24 protein-coding genes, 1 pseudogene and 1 riboswitch are annotated in these 26,560 nt (G+C 71.6%); of the genes and pseudogenes, 15 read left to right on the forward strand and 10 right to left on the reverse strand.

Annotated elements, in window-relative coordinates; translation table 11 throughout:
* From N2041_RS07920 to N2041_RS07935, 4 genes and pseudogenes are all read left to right on the forward strand, one after another.
* Positions 1-985, forward strand: a pseudogene (locus N2041_RS07920) (hypothetical protein); the annotation flags it as partial.
* Positions 982-1,590, forward strand: a complete 609-nt coding sequence (locus N2041_RS07925; RefSeq protein WP_297677546.1) for an archaeosortase/exosortase family protein — start codon at positions 982-984, stop codon at positions 1,588-1,590. The pseudogene N2041_RS07920 and the gene N2041_RS07925, both read left to right, overlap by 4 nt.
* Position 1,591: 1 nt before the next feature.
* The gene (locus N2041_RS07930) at positions 1,592-2,938 is read left to right on the forward strand and encodes a TIGR03111 family XrtG-associated glycosyltransferase (RefSeq protein ID WP_297677548.1); all 1,347 of its coding nucleotides are present in this window, start codon (positions 1,592-1,594) and stop codon (positions 2,936-2,938) included.
* A gap of 91 nt (positions 2,939-3,029) precedes the next feature.
* Entirely contained in the window at positions 3,030-4,259 is a 1,230-nt protein-coding gene (locus N2041_RS07935; protein WP_297677550.1) for a CaiB/BaiF CoA-transferase family protein, read from the forward strand.
* On the opposite strand, the gene N2041_RS07940 is transcribed toward N2041_RS07935, so the two are convergent.
* Entirely contained in the window at positions 4,252-4,962 is a 711-nt protein-coding gene (locus tag N2041_RS07940; protein ID WP_297677552.1) for a hypothetical protein, read from the reverse strand. The two genes, N2041_RS07935 and N2041_RS07940, sit on opposite strands and share 8 nt — an antisense overlap.
* A gap of 19 nt (positions 4,963-4,981) precedes the next feature.
* Positions 4,982-5,179 (reverse strand): hypothetical protein, encoded by a 198-nt coding sequence (locus N2041_RS07945; RefSeq protein ID WP_297677554.1) that lies wholly within the window; start codon positions 5,177-5,179, stop codon positions 4,982-4,984.
* A 233-nt stretch (positions 5,180-5,412) separates the two neighbouring features.
* On the opposite strand from N2041_RS07945, the gene N2041_RS07950 reads away from it, so the two are divergent.
* Complete coding sequence (locus N2041_RS07950) at positions 5,413-6,753, forward strand: AarF/ABC1/UbiB kinase family protein (RefSeq protein ID WP_297677556.1); 1,341 nt, start codon at positions 5,413-5,415, stop codon at positions 6,751-6,753.
* 4 nt (positions 6,754-6,757) lie between these two features.
* Here the strand turns inward: N2041_RS07950 and N2041_RS07955 are convergent, their stop codons facing one another.
* Both N2041_RS07955 and N2041_RS07960 read right to left on the reverse strand, forming a co-directional pair.
* On the reverse strand, positions 6,758-7,648 hold the full coding sequence (locus N2041_RS07955; protein ID WP_297677558.1) for a glycosyltransferase family 2 protein: 891 nt from the start codon (positions 7,646-7,648) through the stop codon (positions 6,758-6,760).
* Complete coding sequence (locus N2041_RS07960; RefSeq protein ID WP_297677560.1) at positions 7,645-8,745, reverse strand: glycosyltransferase family 1 protein; 1,101 nt, start codon at positions 8,743-8,745, stop codon at positions 7,645-7,647. The genes N2041_RS07955 and N2041_RS07960 overlap by 4 nt, the downstream gene beginning before the upstream one ends.
* A 40-nt stretch (positions 8,746-8,785) precedes the next feature.
* On the opposite strand from N2041_RS07960, the gene N2041_RS07965 reads away from it, so the two are divergent.
* Complete coding sequence (locus N2041_RS07965; protein WP_297677562.1) at positions 8,786-9,844, forward strand: glucose-1-phosphate thymidylyltransferase; 1,059 nt, start codon at positions 8,786-8,788, stop codon at positions 9,842-9,844.
* Positions 9,841-10,857 (forward strand): dTDP-glucose 4,6-dehydratase, encoded by a 1,017-nt coding sequence (rfbB, locus tag N2041_RS07970; RefSeq protein WP_297677564.1) that lies wholly within the window; start codon positions 9,841-9,843, stop codon positions 10,855-10,857. Before N2041_RS07965 ends, rfbB begins: the two co-directional genes overlap by 4 nt.
* Before the next feature lie 32 nt (positions 10,858-10,889).
* Here the strand turns inward: rfbB and glp are convergent, their stop codons facing one another.
* From glp to N2041_RS07985, 3 genes are read right to left on the reverse strand one after another with little or no spacing between them, the layout of a single operon-like run.
* Entirely contained in the window at positions 10,890-12,173 is a 1,284-nt protein-coding gene (glp, locus tag N2041_RS07975; RefSeq protein ID WP_297677566.1) for a gephyrin-like molybdotransferase Glp, read from the reverse strand.
* A gap of 36 nt (positions 12,174-12,209) precedes the next feature.
* On the reverse strand, positions 12,210-12,461 hold the full coding sequence (locus N2041_RS07980; protein ID WP_270055633.1) for an Lrp/AsnC ligand binding domain-containing protein: 252 nt from the start codon (positions 12,459-12,461) through the stop codon (positions 12,210-12,212).
* A 43-nt stretch (positions 12,462-12,504) separates the two neighbouring features.
* Positions 12,505-14,553 carry a thioredoxin-like domain-containing protein gene (locus tag N2041_RS07985; RefSeq protein WP_297677570.1) on the reverse strand — a complete coding sequence of 683 codons (2,049 nt, stop codon included), beginning with the start codon at positions 14,551-14,553 and terminating at the stop codon, positions 12,505-12,507.
* A gap of 66 nt (positions 14,554-14,619) precedes the next feature.
* On the opposite strand from N2041_RS07985, the gene pheS reads away from it, so the two are divergent.
* From pheS to N2041_RS08000, 3 genes are read left to right on the forward strand one after another with little or no spacing between them, the layout of a single operon-like run.
* Entirely contained in the window at positions 14,620-15,678 is a 1,059-nt protein-coding gene (gene pheS / locus N2041_RS07990) for a phenylalanine--tRNA ligase subunit alpha (protein ID WP_297677571.1), read from the forward strand.
* 13 nt (positions 15,679-15,691) lie between these two features.
* Positions 15,692-18,109 carry a phenylalanine--tRNA ligase subunit beta gene (gene pheT / locus N2041_RS07995; protein WP_297677573.1) on the forward strand — a complete coding sequence of 806 codons (2,418 nt, stop codon included), beginning with the start codon at positions 15,692-15,694 and terminating at the stop codon, positions 18,107-18,109.
* 25 nt (positions 18,110-18,134) lie between these two features.
* On the forward strand, positions 18,135-18,869 hold the full coding sequence (locus tag N2041_RS08000; RefSeq protein WP_297677575.1) for a DUF6081 family protein: 735 nt from the start codon (positions 18,135-18,137) through the stop codon (positions 18,867-18,869).
* A gap of 6 nt (positions 18,870-18,875) precedes the next feature.
* On the opposite strand, the gene N2041_RS08005 is transcribed toward N2041_RS08000, so the two are convergent.
* Complete coding sequence (locus N2041_RS08005; RefSeq protein WP_297677576.1) at positions 18,876-19,256, reverse strand: limonene-1,2-epoxide hydrolase family protein; 381 nt, start codon at positions 19,254-19,256, stop codon at positions 18,876-18,878.
* A 32-nt stretch (positions 19,257-19,288) separates the two neighbouring features.
* Entirely contained in the window at positions 19,289-20,017 is a 729-nt protein-coding gene (locus N2041_RS08010; RefSeq protein WP_297677578.1) for an alpha/beta fold hydrolase, read from the reverse strand.
* Positions 20,018-20,158: 141 nt separating this feature from the next.
* Between N2041_RS08010 and asnB the strand changes: the two genes are divergently transcribed.
* Both asnB and N2041_RS08020 read left to right on the forward strand, forming a co-directional pair.
* Positions 20,159-22,063, forward strand: a complete 1,905-nt coding sequence (gene asnB, locus N2041_RS08015; protein ID WP_297677580.1) for an asparagine synthase (glutamine-hydrolyzing) — start codon at positions 20,159-20,161, stop codon at positions 22,061-22,063.
* Between the two features lie 68 nt (positions 22,064-22,131).
* A complete protein-coding gene (locus tag N2041_RS08020) occupies positions 22,132-23,049 on the forward strand; it encodes an SDR family oxidoreductase (protein ID WP_297677582.1) in 918 nt (305 codons plus the stop codon).
* A gap of 91 nt (positions 23,050-23,140) precedes the next feature.
* Here N2041_RS08020 and N2041_RS08025 read toward each other — a convergent pair whose 3' ends face one another.
* Positions 23,141-24,025: a GGDEF domain-containing protein gene (locus N2041_RS08025; RefSeq protein WP_297677584.1), complete on the reverse strand. Its 885-nt coding sequence runs from the start codon at positions 24,023-24,025 to the stop codon at positions 23,141-23,143.
* 198 nt (positions 24,026-24,223) lie between these two features.
* A riboswitch (TPP riboswitch) is annotated at positions 24,224-24,318 on the forward strand.
* Positions 24,319-24,447: 129 nt separating this feature from the next.
* Between N2041_RS08025 and N2041_RS08030 the strand changes: the two genes are divergently transcribed.
* The 3 genes from N2041_RS08030 to N2041_RS08040 are packed head-to-tail and all read left to right on the forward strand — an operon-like array spanning position 24,448 to position 26,557.
* The gene (locus N2041_RS08030) at positions 24,448-24,750 is read left to right on the forward strand and encodes a thiamine-binding protein (protein WP_270055623.1); all 303 of its coding nucleotides are present in this window, start codon (positions 24,448-24,450) and stop codon (positions 24,748-24,750) included.
* Complete coding sequence (locus N2041_RS08035; RefSeq protein ID WP_297677587.1) at positions 24,747-25,550, forward strand: ABC transporter permease; 804 nt, start codon at positions 24,747-24,749, stop codon at positions 25,548-25,550. Before N2041_RS08030 ends, N2041_RS08035 begins: the two co-directional genes overlap by 4 nt.
* On the forward strand, positions 25,547-26,557 hold the full coding sequence (locus N2041_RS08040; RefSeq protein ID WP_297677589.1) for an ABC transporter substrate-binding protein: 1,011 nt from the start codon (positions 25,547-25,549) through the stop codon (positions 26,555-26,557). Before N2041_RS08035 ends, N2041_RS08040 begins: the two co-directional genes overlap by 4 nt.
* The last annotated feature ends 3 nt before the right edge of the window (positions 26,558-26,560 follow it).

Consider the following 26,560-nt stretch of genomic DNA (forward strand, 5'->3'; position numbering starts at 1 on the left):
GTACTGCATCCTGTACACGTGGGACGGCTCGAAGCCGACGCCGAAACCGACGCCGACGCCCACCGCCACGCCAACGAACACGCCGACGAAGGCCGCGGCGACGGCCTCGCCGGGCGCTTCGCCGACGCCGACGAACACCGCGACGCCGACCCCGACCCCGACGAGCACCGCTTCGGCGTCGGCGACGGTCGACCCCGTGAAGCCCGCGGCCTCGCTGATGGTGCACAAGTACGTGCCGGACGGGAAGGGCGGCTGGCGGCCGGCTGCGCCGCCGGGCGAGTGGGTGTTCCTGCTCGCGGATGCGAACAACACCGGGCTGCAGAAGTTCGTCGACGGCGAGCTGGTCCCGCTCGCGCCCGGGGATTACCTGGTGACGGAGCTCGACCCGGCAACGGGCGGGCCGAACCCGCTGCTGTTCGACCTGGTCGCTTCGCCGGACGGGGCGAAGGGGTGCCCGAAGGACCCGAAGGGCGGGAACCTCGCGGCGAAGGTCTCGGTGAGCGCCGACGCGAAGGCGGCCGGCGGGGTGACGCACCTGTGCGCCTACAACAAGCGGCCGGGCGAGCAGCCGAAGGTGAGCGTGACGAAGACGTTCGTGAAGGAGGACGACGGGGTCGTGACCTGGCGGGTCGAGCCGACGGCCGCGGTTGACCTGCTCGTCTGGGATGCGAACGCGGCGACCTGCCAGGAGTTCAACGGGGCTGCCTGCGGCGATATCGCGAATGGCGGCTACGGCAAGTTCTACGCGACGGCGCCGGGCCAGTACTTCCTCATCGAGCAGAAGTTCGAGCCGAAGGGCGAGGAGTGCGAGGTCACGAACACGGTCGAGTGGGGGCTGGACCCGAACGGGCCGCGGGAGTCGCTGACGGTCACGTACCGGTGCTCGGGCGCGCCGACGATGGGCTGGCTGCTGCTCGGCCTGTTCGGGACGTTCGCGGTCGGGGCCGCGTGGTGGGTGAACCGGAAGGCCGGGCAGACGGCATGACGACGCTCGCGTGGTTCGTGCCGGCGGTCATCGCGTGGGCGCTCGCCGTGCGGTTCTTCTGGAAAGCCGGGGCGTGGCTGCCGTACTTCATCCTCGGGGCGGCGGGCGGGGCGGTGCTGGCGGTGGTGGCGGCGCGGGACCTGCTGCCTGGCGAGCTGATGGTCCGGGTGGCGACGGCGCACGCGGTGCACGCGGTCTCGTGGCTGCTGGGCATCCGGACGGAGCTGTTCGATGACCGGGCGGGCGAGCTGCTGGTCATCGGGGTGCCGCACCACCAGGAGTGGACGCGGCTGAGCATCGGGATCGAGTGCTCGGGGCTGCTGGAGCTGGCGGCGCTGATGGGGCTGGTGCTGTTCTACCCGGCGCTGCCGAAGGGCCGGCGGCTGCTGGTGCTGCTGGCGGCGCTGGGGCTGACGTTCATCGCGAACGTGGTGCGGATGCTGGTGATCGTCGGCGCGGTGGCGTACGGCGGGCAGGACTGGCTGGACATCGCGCACGTGGTGTTCGGGCGGGCTGTGTTCTTCCTGCTCGCGATCGGGATCTACTGGTTCGCGATTACGCGGCCGACGCTGCGCGTGGTGTACGCGCGGCTGCGGGAGGCCTGAGATGACGACCGACTGGTGGCTGCCGGCGCTGGGCTTCTGGGGGGTGTGGCTGTTCGTGCCGATTCTGGTGGACGGGTACCAGGCGTTCAACTACCTCGCGGCGACGATCCTGGGGCGGGCGAAGCGGCTGCCGATCCGGCCGGTGACGGAGGCGCCGCGTGGGAAGTGGCCGCGGGTGACCATCATCGTGCCGGTGTACAACAGCCAGGAGCAGCTCGGGGCCTGCTTGCAATCGATCAAGCGGCAGAGCTACCCGAACGAGCTGATCGAAGTGCTGGCGATCGACAACGGGAGCAAGGACGACTCGTACCGGGTGTTCTGCGAGGAGCAGCAGGCGGACTGGCCGGGGCAGATCCACTGGATGTCGACCTTCCACCAGGGGAAGACGTGGGCGCTGAACGCGGGCATCCACTTCGCCCGGGGGGACTACATCATCAACGTGGACTCGGACGTGGTGCTGCACGAGGACGCGGTCGCGAACATGGTGGCGGCGTTCGAGCACGACGAGGATCTCATCGCGGCGACGGGGGCGGTGGAGATCCGGCCGGAGGCGGGCGAGAGGGGGTGGATGCGGCTGCTGCACGAGTGCGAGTTCCAGGAGTACTACTTCAGCTTCAACGTGGGGCGGCGGTTCGAGACGCTGTCGCGGCGGCTGTTCACGCTGGCGGGGGCGTTCAGCGCGTTCCGGCGGGAGGCGCTGCTGGCGACGCACCTCTATGACGCGAGCACGGTGGGCGAAGACACGTTCATGACGTTCGAGCTGCAGGAGCGGTTCCCGGGGAAGAAGGTGGGCGTGGTGCCGAGCGCGGTCTGCTACACCGACCCGATCCCGAGCCTGAAGGCGCTGTATTCGCAGCGGGTGCGGTGGCAGCGGGGCGAGATCGAGGTGATCGCGGCGCACCCGAAGCTGGCGAACCGGGGACTGTTCTTCAAGGGGTTCGCGCCGGTGCGGACGCTGCTGGTGGACCACACGCTGGCGTTCCCGCGGGTGGCGTGGACGTTCCTGCTGCCGGGGCTGGTGTTCTTCGGGTACTCGTGGTCGACGGTGTTCTGGGCGGGGGTGGCGCTCTACCTGGCGTACGTGGTCATCGAGGCGGCGACGTGGGCGACGAGCGCGCTGCTGGTGGTGCACCCGAGCGCGCGGCGGCTGTGGCGGGGGTGGTGGGTGATCCCGTTCATGCCGGCGTACCGGTACCTGCTGTTCTGGATGCGGTTCGCGGGGACGCTGACGGTGATTACCGAGGCGCACCAGTGGCGGACGAAGGACCCGGTGACGGCGACGCGGGAGTACGCGCTGACGGTGGTGAAGGGGAAGGCCGCGCCGGCGGAGCGGGCGAAGGCGGCCTGACGCCGGGGCCGGGCTCGACGGGGCGGGGCTTCGACCGGGAGCCGCGGGCGCGGCAGAATCGGGGGATGATGCTGCAGGGGAGCGCGCGGTGATGGGCCGGCCGCTGGAGGGCGTGCGGGTGCTGGACCTGACGTGGGTGCTGGCGGGCCCGTTCGGCTCGATGATCCTGTGCGATCTCGGGGCGGAGGTGGTGAAGATCGAGCGGCCGCCCTACGGGGATATTTCGCGGACGACGGGGCCGTACCAGAACGGCTGGAGCGGGTACTTCTTCTCGGTGAACCGGGGGAAGCGGAGCCTGGCGATCGACCTGAAGCGGCCGGAGGGGCGGGAGCTGTTCCTGCGGCTGGTGGAGCAGGCGGACGTGGTGATGGAGAACTTCACGCCGGGGACGCTGGAGAAGCTGGGGATCGACTACCCGGTGCTCTCGGCGCGGAACCCGCGGATCATCCTCGCGAGCATCAGCGGATTCGGGCAGACGGGGCCATACCGCGACCGCGCGGCGCTCGACATCGTGGTGCAGGCGATGGGCGGCGTGCTCTCGATTACCGGAGAACCAGGCGGGCCGCCGATCCGGCCGGGGGTATCGTACGGGGACGTCGTGGCGGGGATGTTCGCGGTCATCGGCATCCTCGCGGCGCTGCGGGAGCGGGACCGGAGCGGGCTGGGTCAGGCGATCGACATCAGCATGCTCGATTGCCAGGTGACGGTGATGGAGAACGCGATCATGCGCTACTTCGTCACCGGCGAGGTGCCGGGGCCGCTGGGGACGCGGCACCCGAGCGCGACGCCGTTCCAGGCGTTCCCGACGGCGGACGGGTGGATCGTGATCGCGCTGGGGTTCGGCGAGGAGAACCAGTGGAACCTGCTGTGCGCGATTCTCGGGGTGCCGGAGCTGATCGACGACGAGCGGTTCCTGACAGGGCCGAAGCGGACGAAGAACCATGCGGAGCTGGAGCCGCTGCTGGCGGCGGCGTTCCGGCAGCGGACGACGGCGGCGTGGCTGGAGGAGCTGCTCGCGGCGGGCATCCCGGCGGGGCCGGTGAACACAGTGCCGGAGGTGGTGGCCGACCCGCAGGTGCAGGCGCGCGGGATGATCCGCGAGGTGAGCCACCCGGTGGCGGGGACGATCCCGATCGCGAACACGCCGGTGCGGATGTCGCGGAGCGAGACGGGCATCACGGGGCCGCCGCCGGACCTTGGCGGGGATACGGCGGAGGTCCTGGGCGGCTGGCTGGGGCTGGGCGAGGAGGAGGTGCGCGCGCTGGCAGCGCAGGGCGTGCTGGCGCTGGAGAGCGCGCTGGACATTTCGGAGATTACGTGAGGCCGCTGCGGGGCGCGTAGTAGCCGCGCTCGGCGAGGATGGTGCGGACGGAGGGCGGGACGAGGTCCGGCAGGCGACCGGCAGCAGCGAGGTCGCGGGCGAGCGTGGAAGACATGGCGGCGTGCTCGGCGTCGAGTTCGACGAGGATGACGCGCGCCGCGTAGTCGCGGGCGTTCTGGTGGAGCCACTCGGCGACGGCCTCGAGGGCGTGGGGGCCGCGGTTGGCCGCGATGATGCGGCGGCGTTCGAAGAAGGGGTCGAGCTCGGCGGCCATGTCGGCGTAGTAGCGGGGGTCGAAGAGGCGGACGAGCGTATCGAAGCCGACGACGGGCGTGGGGTCGGCGGCGGGGAAGGCCGCTTCGAGGGCTGCGACCTGGTCGATGATGCGGGCGGCGTTGGCGGCGACGACCGCGACCTCGTAGCCGTCGCGGCGGGCGGCGAGGAGCATCTCGACGCGGGCGGGGAGCGGCGCGCCGGTCACGGCCTTGTCGACGTTGCGGGTGGTGAGGACGGCGGCCGGGAGGGCTGCGGCGGCCTCGGCGGCGCGCTGGAGGAGGCGGAGGTGCGCGAGGGTGGGCGGGTTGAAGGCGGCGGGGAGGAAGGCGACGGGCCCGGCGAGCGGCTCGGGGCTGTCGAAGCGGCGGGCGAGGGGACGGGGGGCGGCATCGAGCGCCGCGAGCGCCTCGGCGAGGTGGTCGGTCACAGGACCGATGGTAGCGCGCTCAGGCGGAGCGGGAGTGCCGCTCGATGTGCCAGTCGACCTTCCAGAGTTCGTCCGGGCTGAGCCACTCGCTCATGATGCGGCGGCAGTGGTGGACGCTGGCGTGGACGTTGTGGGTGACGAGCGTCCAGGCGGGGTCGGGGTGGCCGGTGACGGCGTGGAGGCGGCGGGTGCGGGGGTCGTAGAAGATGCCAGCCATGGGTCGGAGCCTCGTAACCCAAGTATCGGCTATGCATCGATAGTCTGAATAGATGGAAACCCGGAGATTTTCCCGGATCTTTGCGGCGGCGAGGCGGGGAGCGTGAGCGGGGCGGTTGCGGGTCGGGGCGGGAAGCCGCGACGCTAGGAGGTGCCAGCGCAGGGCGGTTCGGCCGGGCGCGGGCGGCTGAGGCCCGGTTCGAGAGGATGGAGGAGCGACCCCGCACTTCGGCGATGCGGACGGGACGGCTGGCGCGGACGGCAGTGCCGGCGCGGCTGGCAGGCGCAGCTGCCCTGCGCTGGCTGGGGACGTTCCGGTACCGGGGCGCGCGCCGGGAGGAGAAGCGGAAGGAGGCGGTGCTGCGGACGGCGGAGGATGTGACGCGGGCGATGGGCGAGATGAAGGGCGCGGCGATGAAGGTGGGGCAGGTGCTCTCGATGCTGAGCGGGGTGGTGCCGCCGGAGATGGCGGAAGGGCTGGCGAGCCTGCAGTCGAATGCGCCCCCGATGGCGTACGGGCTGGTGGAAGAGGCGCTCGAGGCGGCCTACGGCCAGCCGGCTTCGCGGGTGTTCCGGCGGTTCGAACGCGAGCCGTTCGCGGCGGCGTCGATCGGGCAGGTGCACCGGGCGGAGCTGAGGGACGGCACGAAGGTGGCGGTGAAGGTGCAGTACCCGGGGGTGCGGGAGGCGATCGAGCGGGACCTGGCGAACGTCGCGATCCTGCTCGGGCTGGGCGGGCTGGTGGCGAAGGGGCTCGACATCGAGACGCTGGTGCGCGACCTCGGCGACGGCATCCGGGGCGAGCTGGATTACCGGCGGGAGGCGGCGTGGCAGCAGCGGTTCTTCGATGCGTTCGAAGGGCACGGGTTCGTGCGGGTGCCGCGGGTGTACCACGAGCTGACGACCGACACGGTGCTCGTGCAGGAGTGGCTGCCCGGGCGGCCGTTCCGGGAGGCGGTGACGCTGCCGCAGGCGGAGCGGAACCGGCTGGGCGAGATGCTCTACCGGTTCTGCTTCGGGAGCATCTACCGGCACGGGCTGTTCAACGGGGACCCGCACCCGGGCAACTACCTGCTGCTCGATGACGGGACGGTGGGGTTCGTGGACTACGGCTGCGTGGCGGAGTTCGACGGCGCGGTCATCGAGGGGTTCAAGCGGCTGATCCGGGCGCTGGACCGTGGCGACCGGGAGGGCTGGCGGGCGGCGACGGAGGCGATCGGGATCCTGCTGCCGAACGCGCCGTTCACGACGGACGAGCTGTACGAGCACATGCACTGGTACTGGGCGCCGATCCTCGAGGACGAGGTGGAGTTCACGCCGGAGCTGGCGGCGGAGATGGTGCGGCGGAACACGATGACGACGGGGCTGGGCGGGCAGATCAACCGGCACTGCAACGTGCCGGAGGGGATGGTGTTCCTGACGCGGATCAACTTCGGGCTGGCGGGGCTGTTCGCGAGCCTGCGGGCGCGGGGGCCGTGGCGGGCGATCGTGCGCGAGTACGTGGAGGGAACGCCGCCGAGCACGGAGCTGGGAGCGCTCTCGGCAGCGACGACGCGGCGCGGCGCGCCGATTTAGCGGGTCAGGGGGCTTCGCGGCCGAGCAGCCGGGCGCGGCCGGCGCGCAGGGCGTAGGAGACGGCGTGGAGGGCGAAGCGGAGGCCGATGCCGGCGGCGGTGACGGCGTGGAGGAGCGGGTTGCCGCGGAAGTGCTTCCGGTAGTACCGCCACATGCCGCGGTGGTGGCCCGCCATGGCGCGGTAGACGGCCTTCCGTGAGCTGCCGCCGACACGGTGGCGGACGGCGGCGCCGGGGAAGTATTCGACGCGGAGTCCGGCATCGTGCACGCGGCGGCAGAAGTCGACGTCTTCGATGCTGAAGAAGTAGGCAGGGTCGAAGGGGCCGACGGCCTCGAGCGCGCGGCGGTGGATGAGCATGAAGGCGCCCGAGACCCAGTCGACGGGGCGGATGTCGTCGTGGCTCCAGTCGGTCATGAGGTACTGGCGGGACCAGCGGTTGCCGGGGAAGAGTTTCGTGAGGAGGGAGTGGCGGTTGAAGAGGGCGTTCTTGTGGGAGGGGAAGGCGCGCGCGGAGGGCTGGATGGAGCCGTCCGGGTTGAGGATGCGGCCGCCGAGGACGCCGACGTCCGGGTGGGCCTCGAGGTAGGTGGCGGCCGCGAAGATGCCGTCGTCGAGCAGTTCGGCGTCGGGATTGAGGAGGCAGATGACGTCAGCGTTCGGCAAGGCGTCGATCCCGCGGTTGACGGCGGCGGCGAAGCCGAGGTTGCGGCGGTGTTCGACGACGGTGACGGCAGGGAAGGCCGCGCGGACCGCTTCGACGGTGCCGTCGAAGGAGGCGTTATCGACGACGACGGTGGTCTGGAGGAGCTCCGGGGCGCGCGCCTCGAGGGAGCGGAGGGCGGCGAGGGCGAGGTCGCGGCAGCGGAAGGTGACGATGACGACGCCGATGGTCACGGGACGAGCTCGCGGTAGACGGATTCAGTGAGGTCGGCGGCGTTCGCCCACGAGAAGCGGGCAGCGTGCTGGAGCGAGCGGTGGGCGAGGTCGGCGCGGAAGGCGGGGTCGGCGAGGAGGCGGGAGGCTTCGGCGGCGATGGCTGCGGGAGAGCGGAGCGGGACGAAGAGGGCGGCGCCGGCGAGGACTTCGGACATCGCCGGGGCATCGGCGGCGATGACCGGGGTGCCGCAGGCCATCGCTTCGAGCGGGGGGAGGCCGAAGCCTTCGAAGAGGGAGGGGAAGACGAGGGCCGTCGCGCCGGTGAGCAGGGCGGGGAGGTCGCCATCCGGAACGTAGCCGAGCCAGCGGACGGCCTCGGCGACGCCGAGACGGGCGGCTTCGCGCTGGAGGGGGCCGAGAAGCGGGCCAGGGTTGCCGGCGAGCGCGAGGAGGACGCCGGGGTGGCGCTCGCGGATGGCCGGCAGGGCGCGGAGGGCATCGACGGCGCGCTTGCCGGGCTCGGCGGTGCCGAGGCAGAGGAGGTAGGGGCCATCGCCGAGGGCGTACTTCGCGCGGGCGGCGGCGACGCGGGCGGGATCGGCGGAGCGGAGTCCGGCGCGCGGCGCTTCGGGAATCACGCGGATGCGCTCGGCCGGGAGGCCGAGGTAGCGGACCGCATCCTGCGCGACAGCCGAGGACGGGACGATGACGCGGCCGGCGAAGCGGGCGGTGTGGGCGATGAGGCGGTAGTAAAAGCGGCGGGAGGGCGGGTAGCGGCGGGGGATGCGGAAGAAGGTGAGGTCGTGGATGGTGGTGACGGCAGGAACCGGCAGGCGGCGCGGCGTGTAGAAGTGCAGGCCGTGGAGGAGGTGCGCGCCGGATGCGGCGACGGCCGAGCCGAGCGAGCGGAGCTGCCAGGCGAAGCGGCGGGCCGGGTAGCCGGCGGGGACCGGCCGATGGCAGCAGCCGGGCAGAGGGCGGGAGGCGAAGGCGGTGACCTCGAGCGAGGGGCGCGCGGCGAGCGCGGCGGCGAGCTCGAGCATGTAGACGCCAGCGCCGGCGGGGCGGGCGGGCAGGGCGGAGGCGTCCAGGGCCACGTGCATCACGTTCGGCACCGGGCGATCTTAGGGGGATGGCTGCCTATAATCCCCGGGGATGAAGGGGATCGTGCTGGCGGGCGGCAAGGGGAGCCGGCTCCGGCCGTTCACGTACTCGGGCGCGAAGCAGCTGGTGCCGATTGCGAATACGCCGGTGCTGCACTTCCCGGTGCGCCAGCTGGCGGAGGCGGGGGTGCGGGAGATCGCGCTGGTGGTGGGCGAGACGGAGGCGCAGGTCCGGGAGGCGATGGGCGACGGGAGCGCCTTCGGGGTGCGGTTCACGTACGTGCGGCAGGAGGCGCCGCTGGGCATCGCGCACGGCGCGCTGGTCTGCCGGGAGTTCGTCGGCGACGAGCCGTTCGTGCTGTACCTCGGCGACAACGTGTTGATGGGCGGTATCGCCGGGTTCGTGGAGCGGTTCGGACGGGCGGGAGCAGACGGCGCGGTGATCCTGCGCGAGGTGGCGGACCCGCGGGCGTTCGGGGTGGCGCGGATGGCCGGGGAGCGGCTCGCCGAGGTGGTCGAAAAGCCGGCGGAGCCGCCGTCGAACCTCGCGGTCATCGGCGTGTACGCGTTTCGGCCGGTGGTGTTCGACGTGATCGCGGCGCAGCGGCCGAGCGCGCGGGGCGAGCTGGAGATCGCGGACGCGATCAACGGGCTGCTGGCGCGGGGGTGCCGGGTGGAGGTGGAAGTGACCCCGCGGGAGTGGATCGACACGGGGAAGATGGAGGACATCCTCGCGGCGAACCGGCTGCTGCTGGGGACGGTCGAGCGGCAGATTGCGCCGGGCGCCGTCGTGGCAGGGAGCCGGGTGGAGGGCGCGGTGGTCATCGAAGCCGGGGCGCGCGTCGAAGGGAGCGAACTGATCGGGCCAGCCGTCATCGGGGCGGGGGCGGAGGTCGTGGACAGCCGCGTGGGGCCGTTCGCGGCGGTCGGCGAACGGACGCGGGTGGTGCGGAGCCGGGTGGAGGACGCGATCGTGATGAGCGACAGTGAGGTGGCCGACTGCCCGGGCGTGGCGCACTCGATGCTGGGGCGGCACGTACGGGTGGCGGGTGCACCGGCGGGCGCGCGGCTGACGCTGGGCGACCATTCGCGGGTGGAGCGGGACGGGTGAGGGCGCTGGTCACCGGCGGGTGCGGGTTCATCGGGAGCCACGTCGTGCGGGGATTGCTGGCGGACGGCTGGGACGTGACGAACCTCGACAAGCTGACGTATGCGGCGAACCCGGCGAACCTCGCGGAAGTCGAGGGCCATCCGCGCTACCGGTTCGTGCAGGGGGACATCTGCGACCTCGAGCTGGTGCGCGGGCTGATGGACGGGGCGGACCTCGTGCTGAACTTCGCGGCAGAGACGCACGTGGACCGGTCGCTGCTGGAGCCGGGGGTGTTCGTGCGGACGGACGTGGAGGGGGTGGTGACGCTGCTGGAGGCGGCGCGGGAGCGGCCGGGGACGGCGCTGGTGCACATGTCGACCGACGAGGTGTTCGGCAGCATCGCGGCGCCGGGCGAGGCGGCGGAGGATGCGCCGTTCGCACCGAGCTCGCCGTACGCGGCGAGCAAGGCGGCGGCGGAGCTGATGGTGCGGGCGTACGCGGAGACGTACGGGATGGCGGTGACGGTGCTGCGGTGCTGCAACGTGTACGGGCCGAACCAGCACCTCGAGAAGTTCATCCCGCTGTTCACGATGCGGGCGCTGGCGGGGGAGCCGATGCCGCTCTACGGGGACGGCTTGCAGGAGCGCGAGTGGCTGTACGCGGGCGATTTCGTGGAGGCGCTGCGGTTGGTGCTGCGGGAGCTGCCGGCGGAGCCGGGGGTGCACGCGGTGCACATGGGGAGCGGGGAGCGGGTGCGGAACCGGGAGACGGCTGAGCTCATTTGCGAGCTGCTGGAGCGGCCGCGGGAGCTGATCACGCCGGTGGCGGACCGGCCGGGCCACGACCGGCGGTATGCGCTGGACAGTTCGCGGCTGCGGGCGCGCGGCTGGCGGCCGCGGGTGCCCTTCCGGGAGGGGCTGGCGGCGACGGTGGCCTGGTACCGGGAGCACGGCGCGGCCTGGGCGCAGACGGCGAACGGCGACTTCGCGCGGTACTTCGAGCGGCAGTACGGGGCGCGGCTGGCGCGGCGGTAGCGCGCGCGGCCAGGATTCGGCCCGGGGGAACCCTAGGGAGCGTGCTCCCAGTCGAGCATGATGCACTCGATTTCGTCGCCGGGATTGGCGGCCGGGACGTCCTCCGGGATGACGGCGAGGGCGTTGGCGGCGCTCATGGAGGTGAGCATGCCGGAGCCCTGCGGGCCGGTGAGGTCGGCGTACCAGCGGCCGTCATCGCCGCGGGTGACGATGCAGCGGGCGTAGAAGCGGCGGCCGTCCGGGTTCTTCACGTATTCGCGGGCGATGGCGCGGATGGTGGGGCGCTCCCAGTCGGCGCGGCCGAGCATGGTGAAAATGGCGGGCCGGCCGAAGAGTTCGAACGAGACCATGGAGCTGACGGGGTTGCCGGGGAGGCCGAGGTGGGGGACTTTGCGGCCGTCCGGGGCGGTGAAGGCGCCGAAAGCGAGCGGCTTCCCGGGGCGCATGCGGACGGTCCAGAAGTCGATGTTGCCTTCGCGGGCGAGGACGTCTTTGACGACGTCGAAGTCGCCGCGGGAGACGCCGGCGGAGGTGACGAGCATGTCGGCATCGAGGCCCTCGCGGATTTTCGCGGTGAGGTCGTCGACGGTGTCGCGGGCGATGCCGAGGATGCGGGGGATGCCGCCGTACTTCCGGACGAGGGCGGCGACGCTGTAGGCGTTGGCGTCGTAGATGCGGCCGGGCTGGAGCGGTTCGCCGGGCGGGGTGATTTCGTCGCCCGTGGAGAGGATGGCGACGACGGGCCGGCGGATGACGGTGACGTGCGTGAGGCCGATGGAGGCGAGGACGCCGACCTCTGAGGGGCGGATGACACGGCCGGCGGGGATGACGGTGGTGCCGCTGCGGACGTCTTCGCCGCGGCGGCGGATGTTGGCGCCGGGGCTGGCGGCTTTGAGGACGCGCACGGCGCCGGACTTGCGGGCGGCTTCGTTGATGCCGCGGAGGGCTTCGTCGGTCTCTTCGAAGGGGACGATGGCGTCGGCGCCGGGGGGGATGGGCGCGCCGGTCATGATGCGGACGGCTTCGCCGGGGCCGACGGGGGTTTCGAGGACGTAGCCGGCGGCAAGGTCGGCGATGACGCGGAGCTCGACCGGCGCGGCTTCGCTGGCGCCGACGGTATCGGCGGCGCGGACGGCATAGCCATCCATGGCGGTGTTATCGAGCGGGGGAATATCGAAGGGCGCGACGACGTCCTCGGCGAGGACCTGGCCGAGGGCATCGAGGAGGGGTTTCCGTTCGGGTTCGAGGCGGGAGAAGTAGCTGAGGATGCGCTCGCGCGCTTCTTCGACGGGGATCATGCTGGTGACGGGGAGCATGGCCCAAGTGTAGCGAAGCGGCGCGAGCGCCGGGATTCAGGCGAGGCGCACGGCGAGGCAGGTGGTGGTGCGCTGGACGCCGTTCACCTTCTGGATGGCTTCGGTGATGGCGTTGCCGAGGGAATCGAGGTCGTCGGCTTCGACCTGGGCGATAACGTCGAAGGGGCCGGTGACGGTATCGACGTTGACGAGGCGGGCGCCGGGGTAGTTGAAGCCCTGGATGGCGGCGCTGACGGACTTAGCCTTGCCGACTTCGGTTTCGATGAGGATGTAGCCGCGGACGGCCATGGGCAGTCTCCTCCGGGAGGGATGCGGGGATGATACGCGATGGTCAGCGCTCGGGGAGCGTGAGGCGGAGGCGGGGCTCGCCGGCGGCTGCGCCAGGTTCGACGCGGAGCGGGAGGCGAACCTCGATGCGGGCGATGAAGCAGAGGGCTTCCTGGCCGTCGCGGCAGTAGTAGGCGGAGACGGCGGCGGTGAGGACGGCCTCGCCGGGGTCGAGGATGACCGGGACGGGGAAGGCGACGGCCGGCTCGTCGGATTGCCACTGGAGGCGGTACTCGCCGAGTTCGAGGACGGCGGGGTTGCTGGAGGCGAGGTCGAGCGTCGAGGGCGCGAGGGCGTTGAGGTGGTAGCCGGGCGGGGCCGCGACCTCGATGCGGAGGTTCGCCGCGCCGGGGGCGACGGTCTGGGCGGGGAGGTCGCGCGTTTCGAGGGCGCCGGCGGCGGCCGGCCGGAGGAGGGCGATGTTCGTGAGGGTGAGCGTGGCGACCTGGCCGGTCGCGGGGTCGAAGGTGCGGATGAGGTGGTTCGCGGTATCGGCGATGTAGAGGAGGCCGTCGGCGAAGGCGAGGCCGGTGGGTTCAGCGAAGCGGGCTTCGCCGGCGACGCCGTCGGTCCAGCCGCGTGTGGAGCCGGCGGCGGTGCCGAGCTGGCGCGTGCGCGGGTCGAGGATGCGGATGCGGTGGTTGTAGGTATCGGCGATGTAGAGGAGGCCGTCGGCGAGGGCGATACCCTGGGCGTGCTGGAGCTGGCCCTGGCGGCCGATGCCGTCGCGGTCGCCGTACTCGAACAGGCCGGTGCCGACGAGGGTGGTCACCTCGCCGTCGCCGTCGAGCGGGACGGTGCGGACGGAGGAGCTTTCGGGGTCGACCCAGTAGAGGCTGGCGCTGTCGGCGGTGATGCCGGAGGGCTGGGCGAGAGTCGCCATCTCGCGGCGGGGGCCGTCGTCGATGCCTTCGCGGGAGGTGCCGGCGAAGACTTCGATGGTGCCGGCGCGCAGGTCGAGCGCCCACAGCTGGTGGACGCCGGCCATGGTGATGAAGAGGCGGGAGCCGGCTTCGACGAGGCCCCACGGGGAGGCGAGGTCGGTGCTGCGGGCGGGCTGGGGGCCTATGGGCAGGCGGGTGAGCTGACGGCCGGTGCCCGCGATGGTGCGGGTTTGGCCGCTGGCGAGGTCGATGGCGCGGACGGCGTGGTTGCGGGTGTCGGCGACGTAGAGGGTGGCGCGGTCGGCGGAGAGGGCGAGGCCCTGGGGGTCGCGGAAGGCGGCTTCGCCGGGGGCGCCGTCGGCGAAGCCGGGCTGGCCGGTGCCGAAGACGCGGAGGACTTCGCCGGCGCGGGTGGTTTCGATGATGCGGTGGTTGCCGGCATCGGCGATGTAGAGGCGGTCGAGGCCGGGCGCGGCGGCGACGGCGGAGGGGTAGGCGAGGGTGGCGGCGGCTGCCGGCGCGCCGGGGATGAGCACGGGGAGCGGGTCGTCGCGGAGGAGGCCGCGCTCGCCGAATTCGGCGGCGAGGGAGGCGAGGATGGGCTGGAAGAGGGGATAGACGCCTTCGCCTTCGTGGTAGCCGACGAGGTTGCCGGCGGGGTCGATGAGGATGAGGGTGGGCCAGGCGCGGGCGCCGTAGGTGGTCCAGGTGCGGAAGTCGGCGTCGTTGATGACGGGGTGGGTGATGCCGAGGCGGCGGATGGCTTCGCGGATGGTCTCGTCTTCGTGTTCTTCGGCGTACTTGCCGGAGTGGACGCCGATGACGACGAGGCGGTTGCCGAACTCGGCTTCGAGGCGGAGGAGGTCCGGGACGATGTGCTGGCAGTTGATGCAGCCGGCGGTCCAGAAATCGAGGAGGACGATGCGGCCGCGGAGGTCCTCGAGGGTGAGCGGGCGCTGGACGTTGAACCAGGTGAGGCCCGGGGGGAAGGGGGGCGCGGGCTCGGAGCCGGCCCAGGATTTGCGGGCGGGCTGGTCAGCCACGTTCGACTCCCGGGTGAGCGGCGGTTCGCTGCGCCCGCCGGAGCAGGCCGCCGCGGCGAGCAGCGGGAGCAGCAGGAGCAGGAGCCATGGAAGGATGATACGGGGTGGCGCGGGCGGCCGGGGCACGGGGGGATTGTAGGGGCCGGGGCAGGCACGGACGGTAAGGCGGCAGCTGCCTATACTTGGAGGCCCATGACGACCGAAACCGGGAGCCTCGCGCGCCTCGAGGCGGAGGCGCTGGCCGCGCTGGAGGCGGCGGCCGACGACGCGGCGCTTGACCGCTGGCGGGCGGAGTGGCTGGGCCGGCAGGACGGGCGGGTGACGGTGCTGCTGCGCGGCATCCGCGAGGTGGCGCCGGAGGAGCGGGCGGCCTACGGGGCGGCGGTGAACGCGCTGAAGCAGACGCTGGAAGAGCGGCTGGAGGAGCGGCGGCAGGCGCTGAAGCGGGCGGAGCTCGAGCGGCTGGCGCGCGAGGGCGCGATCGACGTGACGCTGCCGGGGCGGCCGCAGCCGCTGGGCCGGCTGCACCCGATCACGCGGACGCTGCGGGACTGCCTCGATGCGTTCCGGGCGATGGGGTTCCGGGTGGCCGAAGGGCCGGAAGTCGAGTGGGACCGGTACAACTTCGACGCGGCGCGCATCCCGGAGGACCACCCGGCGCGGGACATGTGGGACACCATCTGGGTGAACACGCTCATCGACGGGAAGCGGCGGATGCTGCTGCGGACGCACACGACGCCGAACCAGATCCGCGTGATGGAGCGGACGCCGCAGCCGCCGGTGCGGGTGGTGGTGCCGGGGAAGTGCTACCGGCAGGAGGCGACGGACGCGACGCACGAGTGGATGCTCACGCAGATCGAGGGGCTGGCGGTGGACGAGGGCGTGCGGATGAGCGACCTGAAAGGGGTGCTCTACGAGTGGGCGCGGGCGATGTTCGGCACGGACCGGAGGATCATCTTCCACCACTCGTACTTCCCGTTCGTCGAGCCGGGGGTGGAGATGGCGATCGACTGCTTCATCTGCCGGGGCGACGGGCGGCAGTGCCACACCTGCCACGGCACGGGGTGGATCGAGATCCTCGGCGCGGGGATGGTGCACCCGGAGATCATCGACAACGCGGGGTACGATTCGTCGCGGGTGACCGGGTTCGCGTTCGGCATCGGCGTGGAGCGGGTGGCGATGCTGCGGTGGGGGATCGAGGACATCCGGCACTTCTACAGCAACGACCTGCGGTTCCTGGGCCAGTTCTGAGCGAGGTGAGGGGATGAAGATTTCGCTGAACTGGCTGCGGGAGTACGTGGACGTGCGGCTGCCGATCGAGGAGCTGGCGCGGCGCATCACCGACGCGGTGGCGGAGGTGGAGGGGTGGCGGACGATCGGGGAGATGTGGGACCCGGCGCTCGTGCGGGTGGCGAAGGTGGTGGCGGTGGACCCGCACCCGAACGCGGACCGGCTGCGGCTGGCGACGGTCGACACCGGCGAGCGGACCGTGCAGGTGGTGTGCGGGGCGCCGAACCTCGCGGTGGGGCAGACGGTGGCGTTCGCCAGCGAGGGCGCGCGCCTGTTCGACGGGCACACGGGCGAGCCGACGACGCTGAAGCTGCGGCCGATCCGGGGCGTGGAATCGGCCGGGATGGTGCTGAGCGAGCGGGAGCTCGGGCTGAGCGACGAGCACGAAGGGATCCTCGTGCTGCCCGAGGGGACGCCGGTCGGGGTGCCGCTGGCGGACGTGCTCGGCGATGTGATCCTCGAGGTGTCGACGTGGGCGAACCGGGCGGACCTGCTCGGGATGGTCGGCTTCGCGCGGGAGGTGGCGGCGCTGACGGGCGGGGTGCTGCGGGAGCCGTCGCGGGAGTTCACGGCGAGCGGGCCGGCGGTCGACGGGCTCGTTTCGGTCAGCATCGAGGCGCCGGACCTGTGCCGACGGTTCACCGCATCGGTCATCGAAGGGATCACGGTCGGGCCGTCGCCGGCGTGGATGCAGGAGCGGCTGCGGAAGGCGGGGATGCGGCCGATCAACAACGTGGTCGACATCACGAATTATGTCATGCTCGAAACGGGGCAGCCGCTGCACGCGTTCGACTACGACCTCGTGCGGGGGAAGCGGATCGTGGCGCGGCGGGCGCGGCCCGGGGAGCGGCTGGTGACGCTCGACGGCGTGGAGCGGGAGTTCGACGGCGAGATGCTGCTCATCTGCGACGGCGAAGGGCCGGTCGGCGTGGCGGGCGTGATGGGCGGCGGCAACAGCGAGGTGAACGACGGGACGACGCGGGTGCTGCTGGAGGTGGCGAATTTCCGGGCGGGGTCGATCCGGCGGACGTCGACGCTGCTGAAGCTGCGGACGGAGGCGTCGCTGCGGTTCGAAAAGGGGCTGGGGCCGGAGATGGCGATGTACGCGCAGCAGCGGGCGCTGCACCTGTTCGAGACGGTGTGCGGCGGGCGGATTGCGTCGGGCATCGTGGACGTCTACCCCGGGAAGGAGCCGCCGCGGACGATCGTGCTGGAAGCGGCGCGGATTGCGCAGGTGCTGGGCATCGAGGTGCCGGTGGAGGACGTGCGGCGGATTCTCGGCGACCTCGGCTTCCTCGTGCACCACGTGCCTCCGGCGAAGTACAGCGTGCAGGTGCCCTCGTGGCGGCCGGACGTGGAGATCCCGGACGACCTGGTGGAGGAGATCGGGCGGATCTACGGGTACGACCGGCTGCCGGCGACGATGCTGCGGGGGACGCTGCCCGCGCCGGAAGCGAACCCGGTGATGAGCCTGCGCGAGCGGCTGCGGGACCTGGCGGTGGCGCTCGGCTTCCAGGAAGTGATCAACTACACGCTCACGACGCGGGAGAAGCTGGCGCTGGTCACGGACCCGCTGGATACGGTGCGGCGGAATCCGCTCGGGGTGGTGAACCCGGTAGCAGCCCAGCACGCCTACCTGCGGACGAGCCTGCGGGCGTCGGCGCTGGAATCGTACGCGGCGAACCGCCGGCAGGCGGAGGGGCCGCTGCGGCTGTTCGAAATCGGGTTCGAATACCTGCCGGTGGAAGGCGACCTTCCGATCGAGCGGCCGGTGCTGTGCGCCGTGCTGGGGGGCAGCCGGGAGGGGCGGTGGCACGTCGGCGGCGGCGAAGCGCTGGACTTCTTCGACGCGAAGGGCGCGGTGGAGGCGATGCTGGGCGCGCTGGGCGTGCGGGGGACGTTCACGGCGGCGGAGGAGCACGGGCTGCTGCCGGGCCACACGGCGAAGTTCGGGGTCGGCAGCGAGATGGCGGGCATCGTCGGGCAGGTGCACCCGGAGACGGCGGCGGCCTTCGACATCGAGGAGCCGGTGTTCCTGTTCGAGGTGTGGGTGGAGGACCTGGTGCGCCACCTGCCGGAGCGGCCGCCGTACCAGGCGCTTTCGCGCTACCCGGCGGTGCGGATGGACCTCGCGGTGGTGGTGGATGCTTCGGTGCCGGCCGGCGCGGTGCTCGAGCTGGCGCGCTCGCACCGGAGCCAGGGCGTGACGACGCGGGCGGAGCTGTTCGACGAGTACCGCGGGCCGGGCGTGCCGGAAGGGAAGAAGTCGCTGGCGCTGCGGCTGTGGTTCCGGGCGGATGACCGGACGCTGACGGATGAGGAGGCGCTGAAGGTGCGGCAGGGGCTGCTGGCGCGGCTCGGCCGGGAGTTCGGCGCGGAGCTGCGCGGCTGAGGCCGCGCGCGAAAGGAGCCGCAGGATGGCGGAGCGCATCATCGGGGAGTTCCACCGCATCCTGGAGCCGGATTCGCTATGGGAGATCGGGAGCTTCGCGCTGCCGGACGGCTCGCGGTGGGAGTACCGGGAGCCGAATGCGGTGGTGCTGGTGCGGAACGGATGGCTGCAAGTTTCGGCGGTGCCGTACACGCGGAAGCACGACCGGGTCCAGATCCTCGACAACGCGAAGCACATGTACTTCTCGAAGGAGCGGTTTCTGGTGCCGGAGGGCGGGCGGATTACGTTCGAAATCCAGGTCGCGGCGCGGACTATCGGGACGCGGCCGGGCGACCTGTACGACGGCTACGTTTCGTGGAACCTGCTCGACCTGGAGACGGGGTGGGCGTTCGACTTCTTCACGGGGGGCGACACGGTGGCGACGGTGTACGGCCGGCTGCCGTTCCCGGGGGCGCAGCTGCCGGAGACGGGGGAGGCGCGCGCATTCTGCATCTTCCACGAGCTGCGGGACCTGCCGACGGCGCAGGGGCAGGTGCACGCCTACCGGATCACGTACGACCAGGGGGCGGGGACGGTGGAGTTCGAGGCGGACGGCCGGGTGGTGGACCGGTACGAGCGGGTGCCGGACCGGATTACGGGGTTCACGGCGGCGCTGGGGCTGATGTCGGAGATCGACATCGAGGACGGGCGGTCGGTGAGCTGCCACGGGCAGGGGGTCATCGGGCGGTGGAGCCCGATGCGGGTGGTCACCGAGCCGTAGCGGGCATCAGCTGCCGGCGAGGGCCTTGAGCCAGGTGTTCATATCGAAGTAGTCGCGCCAGGCGCAGATGCGGTCGCCGCGGACTTCAAAGGCGCCGGCGACGGGGAGTTCGATGACGCGTTCGCCGATGGCGAAGCGGTCGATGCGCTCGTTCATCACGAGGTTGCCGTCGGCGACCTGGCGGAGGATCTCCCAGCCGCGGGGTTTGACCTGGGCGAGGAAGCCCTGGAAGACGGCGGCGATCGCCTGCGGGCCGGTGACGGGAGCGGCGGGGATGTTGTGGTAGACGGCGTCGTCGGTGAAGTAGGACGCGAGGTGGGCGGGGTCGGGGTTGGGGTTCTGCCATTCCGCGATGAAGGCGGTGACGACATCGGCCGGGGTGCGCATGGTGGCCTCCCTTCGGGGCAGGTGCTGTCGGGCTAGAGCATACCGCGTTCTTCGCGGCCGCCTTCGAGGGGGGCCCCGGCGAGGGCGGGCGGGAGCCATTCGGCGAGGAGGCGGTCGATGTCGTCGCGGGCCTGGATGAGGGAATGGCCGGCCTCGGCGTAGAGGGCGATGCGCTTCGGTTCGCTGGCGCGGCGGTAGATGTCCTCGCTGGCTTCGTGGGAGAGGACGGAATCGGCCATGCCGTGGATGAGGAGGAGGGGCCGGCCGAGGGTTTCGACGTCGGCGGTGCCGTAGAGCTGGGGCGACATGGCGACGACGCCGCGGACGGCGGGGTGGAGCTCGGCGGCTTTGATGACGACGGCGCCGCCGAAGCTGTGGCCGACGAGGGCGAGTTCTTCCGCGCCGATGCCGCGGAGGAAGGAGCAGCCGGCGAGGACGTCGAGGACACATTCCTCGAAGACGTTCGGCTGGCGGTAGTCGAGGCGGAGGACGGTGACGCGGGCGGCTTCGAGGAGGGCGGGCAGGCGCGCGTAGAGGCGATCGGCGGGGCCGTCGAGGCCGCCCATCGCGCCGCCGACGCAGACGAGGGCGGCGGTGCCGCCTTCGACGGGATGGAGGATGCCGTCGATGGTGCCGCGGGTGGTTTCGAGGCGGATGCGGAGGGCGCCGGGCTGGCTTTCGAGCGGGGCGGCGGCGACGCGGAGGATGCGGAGGTCGAGGTCCTCCGGTTCTTCGGCGTCGTCCCACATGTTCCCGGGCATCGGCTGGAGTATACGCCGGGGAAGGGTGCTGCGGATTTCATTCATGGGCCGCGAACTTCACCTAAAAGTAAAGGCTGTTACCATTCGGCCAAATCAGGAGAGCGCCGGGTGCGGGGCACGGCGCGATGGAGGCCGCCCGGGATGTGCGGGATTGCCGGCATGCTGGTTGCCGGCGGAGGCGAAGTGCCGCGCGAGGACGTGCTCGCGATGGCGGCGGCGCTGCGCCACCGGGGGCCGGACGGCGAGGGGAGCTATTTCGGGCCCGGAATCGGCTTCGGGCACACGCGGCTGGCCATCATCGACCTGAGCCACGCCTCGGATCAGCCGTTCGCGGACGAGGCGGCGGGGCTGGTGCTGGTCTTCAACGGGGAGATCTACAACTACGTGGAGCTGCGGCGGGAGCTGGAGGGGCTGGGGCACCGGTTCCGGTCGCAGGGGGATACGGAGGTGCTGCTGCGGGCGTTCGCGGAGTGGCGGACGGGGGCGTTCGCGCGGCTGAACGGGATGTTCGCGTGCGCCATCTGGGACGAGCGGCGGCGGGAGCTGGTGCTGGCGCGCGACCGGTTCGGCGAGAAGCCGCTCTACCTGGCGCGGCAGGGGCGGGAGCTGCTGTTCGCGAGCGAGATGAAAGCGATCCTGGCGGCGCGGCCGGGCCTGCGGGAGCCGAACCTGAAGGCGGTCTACCGGTACATCGCGCGGGGGGACCTGGACCAGGACGCGGAGAGCTTCTACGCGAGCATCGAAAGCCTGCCGGCGGGGCATTTCCTGGTGCTGGATGCAGCGGGACGGGGGACGCCGAAGCGGTACTGGCGGCCGCGGGCGGCGGAGACGCCGCGGCGGCACGAGGAGGCGGTGGAGGCGTTCCGGGCGCTCTTCTTCGATGCGGTGCGGCTACGGCTGCGGAGCGACGTGCCGGTCGGGAGTTCGCTGAGCGGGGGCATCGACTCCTCGAGCATCGTGTGCGCGATCCACGCGCAGAAGGAGGCGGCAGGCCTCGGGGAGCAGCACACGTTCAGCGCGCGGTTCGCCTCGGCGGCGCACGACGAGGGGCGGTTCATCGACCTCGTGACGGCGCGGTGCGAGGCGCGGCGGCACGACACGTGGGTGGCGCCGGAGGCGTTCGAAGCGGAGTTCGCGGCGCTGCAGTACCACCAGGAGGAGCCGATCGCGAGCACGAGCCCGTTCGCGCAGTGGATGGTGATGCGGCTGGCGCGGGAGCACGGGACGACGGTCCTGCTCGACGGGCAGGGGGCGGACGAGCTGCTCGGCGGGTATACGCAGGCGCTGGGGATGTTCTTCGCGCACTGGCTGCGGACGGGGCGGCTGGACCGGGCGGCGCGGCTGCTGTGGAGTTCGTGGCGCCGGTACGGGTCGCTGCGGGAGCCGGCGGTGTTCGGGGCGTACTACCTGCTGCCGATGCGGCTGCGGGACCGGCTGGCGGAGCGGTACTTCGGCTCGGGCGCGATCCTCGCGCGGGAGGTGCACGACCGGTACGCGCCGGCGCACGCGGCGACGATCGCGCCGTTCCGGGACCGGCTGCGGAACGAGCTGGTGCGGTGGCAGCTGACGACGCAGCTGCCGGAGTTCCTGCGGTATGCGGACCGGAACAGCATGGCGTTCAGCCGGGAGGTGCGGCTGCCGTTCCTGGACCACCGGCTGGCGGAGTTCTGCGCGGGGCTGCGGCCGGAATGGCTGCTGGAGGGCGCGACGACGAAGGCGATCCTGCGGCGGGCGATGGAGGGGATCGTGCCGGACGCGGTGCTGAAGCGGCGGGACAAGCTGGCGTACGCGCCGCCGCAGCGGAGCTGGGCGCGGGGGCCGCTGCGAGGCTGGATCCTGCGGCACCTCGAGGCGGCGGCGAAGCGGCGGGATGTGTTCGATGGCGAGGCGGTGCAGGCGGTGCTGGAAGGGTTCGAAGCCGGCGGGGACGACGTGCTGGCGTGGCGGGTGGCGAGCACGGAGGCGTGGTTCGCGCAGATGGTGGACCGGGCGCCGGCGCTGCCGGCCGGGTACGAAGGGCCGAATGCTGGTAACCTGCGCGGTTGAGACGGGCCGGGGCTGCCCCTGCTGCTGGCCGCTGCGCCCGAAAACCTGCATGAACTGAGAGGATTTCGATGGCTATTTCGTTCGAAGGTCAGGTCGCGGTCGTGACCGGCGCGGGTGCCGGGCTGGGCCGGGCGTACGCGCTGGACCTCGCGCGGCGCGGCGCGAAGGTGGTGGTGAACGACCTCGGCGGCGACCCGCACGGCCAGGGCGCGGATGCGGCGCCGGCGCGGAAGGTGTGCGATGAGATCATCGCGGCGGGCGGGCAGGCGGTGCCGAACTTCGACAGCGTGGCGACCTACGAGGGCGGCTACAACATCGTGAAGACGGCGCTGGACAACTTCGGGCGCCTCGACATCGTGATCTGCAACGCGGGCATCCTGCGGGACGTGGCGTTCCACAACATGAGCGAGGACGACTGGGACAAGGTCTTCGCGGTGCACGTGAAGGGCTCGTTCTCGGTGCTGCGGCATGCGTGGCCGGTGTTCCGGCAGCAGGCCTACGGCCGGGTGGTGCTGACGACGTCGTCGTCGGGCATCTACGGGCAGTTCGGCCAGGCGAACTACGGCGCGGCGAAGACGGCGATGCTCGGCCTGATGAACGTGCTGAAGCAGGAAGGCGCGAAGTACAACGTGACGGTGAACACGATCGCGCCGGTGGCGGGCACGCGGCTGACGCAGACGGTGATGCCGCCGGAGATGGTGGAGCGGCTGAAGCCGGAGTACGTGGTCCCGGCGGTCGTCTACATGGTTTCGAAGGAGTGCCAGGACAGCGGCCTGATCATCGAGGCGGGCGCGGGCAACTTCAACCGGGCATCGATCGTGAAGGGGCCGGGCATCCAGCCGGGGCTGGGCGAGCTGAAGGACGCCGAGTGGGTCCAGGCGAACTGGGAGAAGATCTGCAGCCTCGAGGGCGCGGAGCCGATGTGGCGGACGGGCCAGACGCTGAAGGCCTACCTCGCGGAGAAGGCGGCGCAGAAGCAGGGCTGAGGCCCCGGACTACGCCGCTCGGATGGACGGCAACGGGGGAGCCGCGATGGCTCCCCCGTTTTTTGCTTGCGGCGATGCGGCGCGGGCGGTTTCAGCCAGCGTGGCGGTTGCGGGAGCGGGCTTCCCGGTACGCCTCGGCGAAGTCTTTCACTTCGCCGTCGGGGTAGTAGTCGCGGACGAGCTGCTGGCGCATGGCGCGGGGGTCGTGGGCGAGGGCGGCGCGCTGGGCACGCGGCGGGCGGACGGCCTGGAGGATGAGGTCGCCGCCGGCCTGGGAGAGGAATTCGAGGGGGCCGCGGAAGCGCGCGGCATCGTATTCGAGGGCGGTGACTTCGACGCCGACGTAGAGGGGTACCTTGAGGTGGGCGCTAGAGCGGACGGGGCGGTTGGAGACGGCGAGGGTGACGCGGTCTGAATAGGCGGCGGCCTGGGCGCCGGTGCACTGGAGGAGGATGACGGCGAAGCGGGTCTCGTCGAGGCGGGCGACGAAGTCGCTGGCGCGGGTGACGCGGGTGAGCGTCTCGGCGACGTGTTCGACGGCGTGGCGGGCGGTGCCGGCACCCCAGGCGGTCCTGATGTCGTCGTACTGGGCGATGCGGACGACGGCGAGGGTGATGGGGTGGCGGTAGCGCTCGGCGCGGGCGATATCGCGGGCGAGGGTATCGATGAGCTGCTGCCGGTTGGGGAGGTGCGTCTCGGGGTCGACGAGGTGGCGGTGGGCGTCGGGGTCTTCGGCCTGGATGGAGGCGGTGGCGAGCGCCTGGAGGCCGCGGTAGACGAAGGCGGCGAGGCCGGCGGTAGAGGCGATGAGCACCGCGCCAACGGTGCCGGAGTACTGGAGCGCGACGGCAAATTCGCCGGCGAGGAGGATGAGACCGAGGGCGATGGCGGCGCGGCGGGCGGCGGTCACGCGGCGGGGTTCGCCGGGGGGTGCGGCGAGGCGGGGGCGAATCCAGCGGCGCCAGATGCGGTTCAACGAGGGCCTTTCGTTCGCCGGGCCCGGCGAATGGTTGTCGGTTGGATTATCGGCGGTGAACAGGCGGGAGGCGGTCGACAGGGGGTAACGCGGGGGAACGGGCAGGTGACAGGTTGGGGAACGGGAGACGGGGAACGGGGGTTGCGGGGCGGGCACGGCGGGGCTAGGCTTGCAGGTGACAATTCAAGACGCGCTGTTCGTGTTCGCTGGGGGTGCCCGGGAACGGGCTGAGATCAGACCCCTTGAACCTGACCACGTTCGGACGTGCGTAGGGAAAGCGAAACGGAGGCCGAGCACCGCGCGGATGCGCAGGAGGCACGGAGTCCGGCTTTCCCGGGCTCCGTTTTCGTTTGCGGTGCAGCAGGGAAGCGGAGCCGGGAGCGGGCACCCTTTCGGACCGGGCAGCGGAGAGGAGCCGCTGCATGATCGTCGAAATCGAATGCCTGCCGCGTCCCGCGGGGGAGCCTGGGGCGCCGTACTCGTTCGTCGAGGCGGCGATCCGCGTGATCCAGGCTTCGGGGCTGAACTACGAGGTCTCCGCCCTGGGGACGACGTTCGAGGGCGAGCCGGATGAGGTGTGGCGCGTCGTTCGCGAGGCGCACGAAGCGTGCCTCGCGGCCGGGGCAGAGAGCGTGCTCACGTTCGTGAAGTTTTCGCAGAGCCGGCTCCCGAACCCGCCGACGATGGCTTCGCTGACGGCGAAGTTCCGGGACGGCGGGTCGTGACGGCGCTGCTGGCGGCGGCGCGGGGCGCGGGGCGGTTCGCCTCCGCGTACGGGCCGTCGGCGGTGCTGCTGGCGCTGCTGGTGGCGGGGTGGGAGGCGTGGGTCCGCGTCTTCGACACGCGGCCGTACATCCTGCCGGCGCCGTCGCGCATCTGGCAGGGCTTCTGGGAGACGAAGGACCTGCTGCCGGAGCACATCCGGACGACGCTGGCGGAGGCGGTGCTGGGGCTTGGGTTCGGGGCGGCGGCCGGGGTGACGATCGCGGTGCTGGTGGCGGGCATTCCGCTGGTGCGGCGGGTGCTGATGCCGCTGCTGGTGGTGTCGCAGACGATCCCGATGGTGGTCCTGGCGCCGCTCCTGATCGTCTGGTTCGGCTTCGGGATGACGCCGAAGGTGGTGGTGGTGGCGCTGTGGGGGTTCTTCCCGGTGGCGGTGGCGACGGCCGACGGGCTGATGCACGCCGACCGGGAGATGGTGGGGCTGGTGCGGTCGATGGGGGCGAACCGGCTGCAGGTGCTGCGGTACATCGCGGTGCCGGCGGCGCTGCCGGCGTTTTTCTCGGGGCTGAAGATTGCGGCCGCGTACGCGGTCGGCGGGGCGGTGGTCGGGGAGTGGATCGGCGCGAGCTCCGGGCTGGGGCTCTACATCACCCGGGCGCAGACGTCGTTCCGGGTGGACCGGGTGTTCGTCGCGGTGGTGCTGATCGCGCTGCTGAGCATGCTGCTGTTCGCGGCGGTGCACGTGCTGGCGCGGCTGGCGACGCCGTGGATGTACGTCAGAACAGAGGAGGAGACGAAATGAAACGCTGGTTCTTGCTCGCGGCGGGCCTTGCCGCCGCGCTGTTCGCGGGCGCGCTGCTGAGCGCCTGCGGCGGGGACGACGATGATGACGGCGGCGGGCTGACGCCCGTGACGTTCATGCTGAACTGGACCCCGAACACCTACCACAGCGGGGTGTACATCGCGCTGGAGCGCGGGTGGTACCGGGAGGCCGGGCTCGACGTGAAGATCATCGAGCCGGCGGCCGGCGGCACGGCACAGGTGCTGGCTGCAGGGAAGGCGGACTTCGGGATCATGGCGCAGGAAGAGGTGATCCCGGCGCGCGCGGAGGGGGTGCCGGTGGTGGCGCTCGCCGCGCTCATCCAGCACAACGACTCGTCGCTGTATTTCCTGAAGAGCGAGGGCATCACGCGGCCGCGCGACCTCGAGGGGAAGACCTATGGCGGCTTCGGCGGCGTGCTGGAGCGGCAGCTGATTTCGGAGCTGGTGAAGTGCGACGGCGGCGACCCTTCGAAGGTGAAGTTCGTGGAGGTCGGCAACGTCGACTACCTGGCGGGGATGGAGTCGAACCGGTTCGACTTCGTCTGGGTGTTCGAGTTCTGGGACGTGCTGCGGGCGCGGGAAGTCGAGAAGAAGGACGTGGGGAGCCTGAAGTTCATCGACTACACGAACTGCATCCCGGACTGGTACACGCCGCTGCTCGTGACGAGCGAGCAGCTCATCAAGGAGAAGCCGGACGTGGTGCGGAAGTTCATGGAGGCGACGGTGCGCGGCTACGAGGTGGCGATGCAGGACCCGCAGGCGGCGGCTGACGCCATCATGAAGGGCGCGCCGGAGTCGGACCGGCGGCTGCTGGAGGTGAGCGCGGTGTACCTCTCGACGCGCTACGTGGACCCGGGCCGGCCGTGGGGGCTGCAGGACCGCGAGGTGTGGGTGACGTTCACCGAGTACCTGCGGCGGGCGGGGCTCATCGACAAGGAGATCGACGTGGACGCGGCGTTCACGAACGAGTTCCTGCCGAAGCGATAATCG

The sequence above is a fragment of the Tepidiforma sp. genome (assembly GCF_026419595.1).
In the GTDB taxonomy this organism is placed as follows: domain Bacteria; phylum Chloroflexota; class Dehalococcoidia; order Tepidiformales; family Tepidiformaceae; genus Tepidiforma.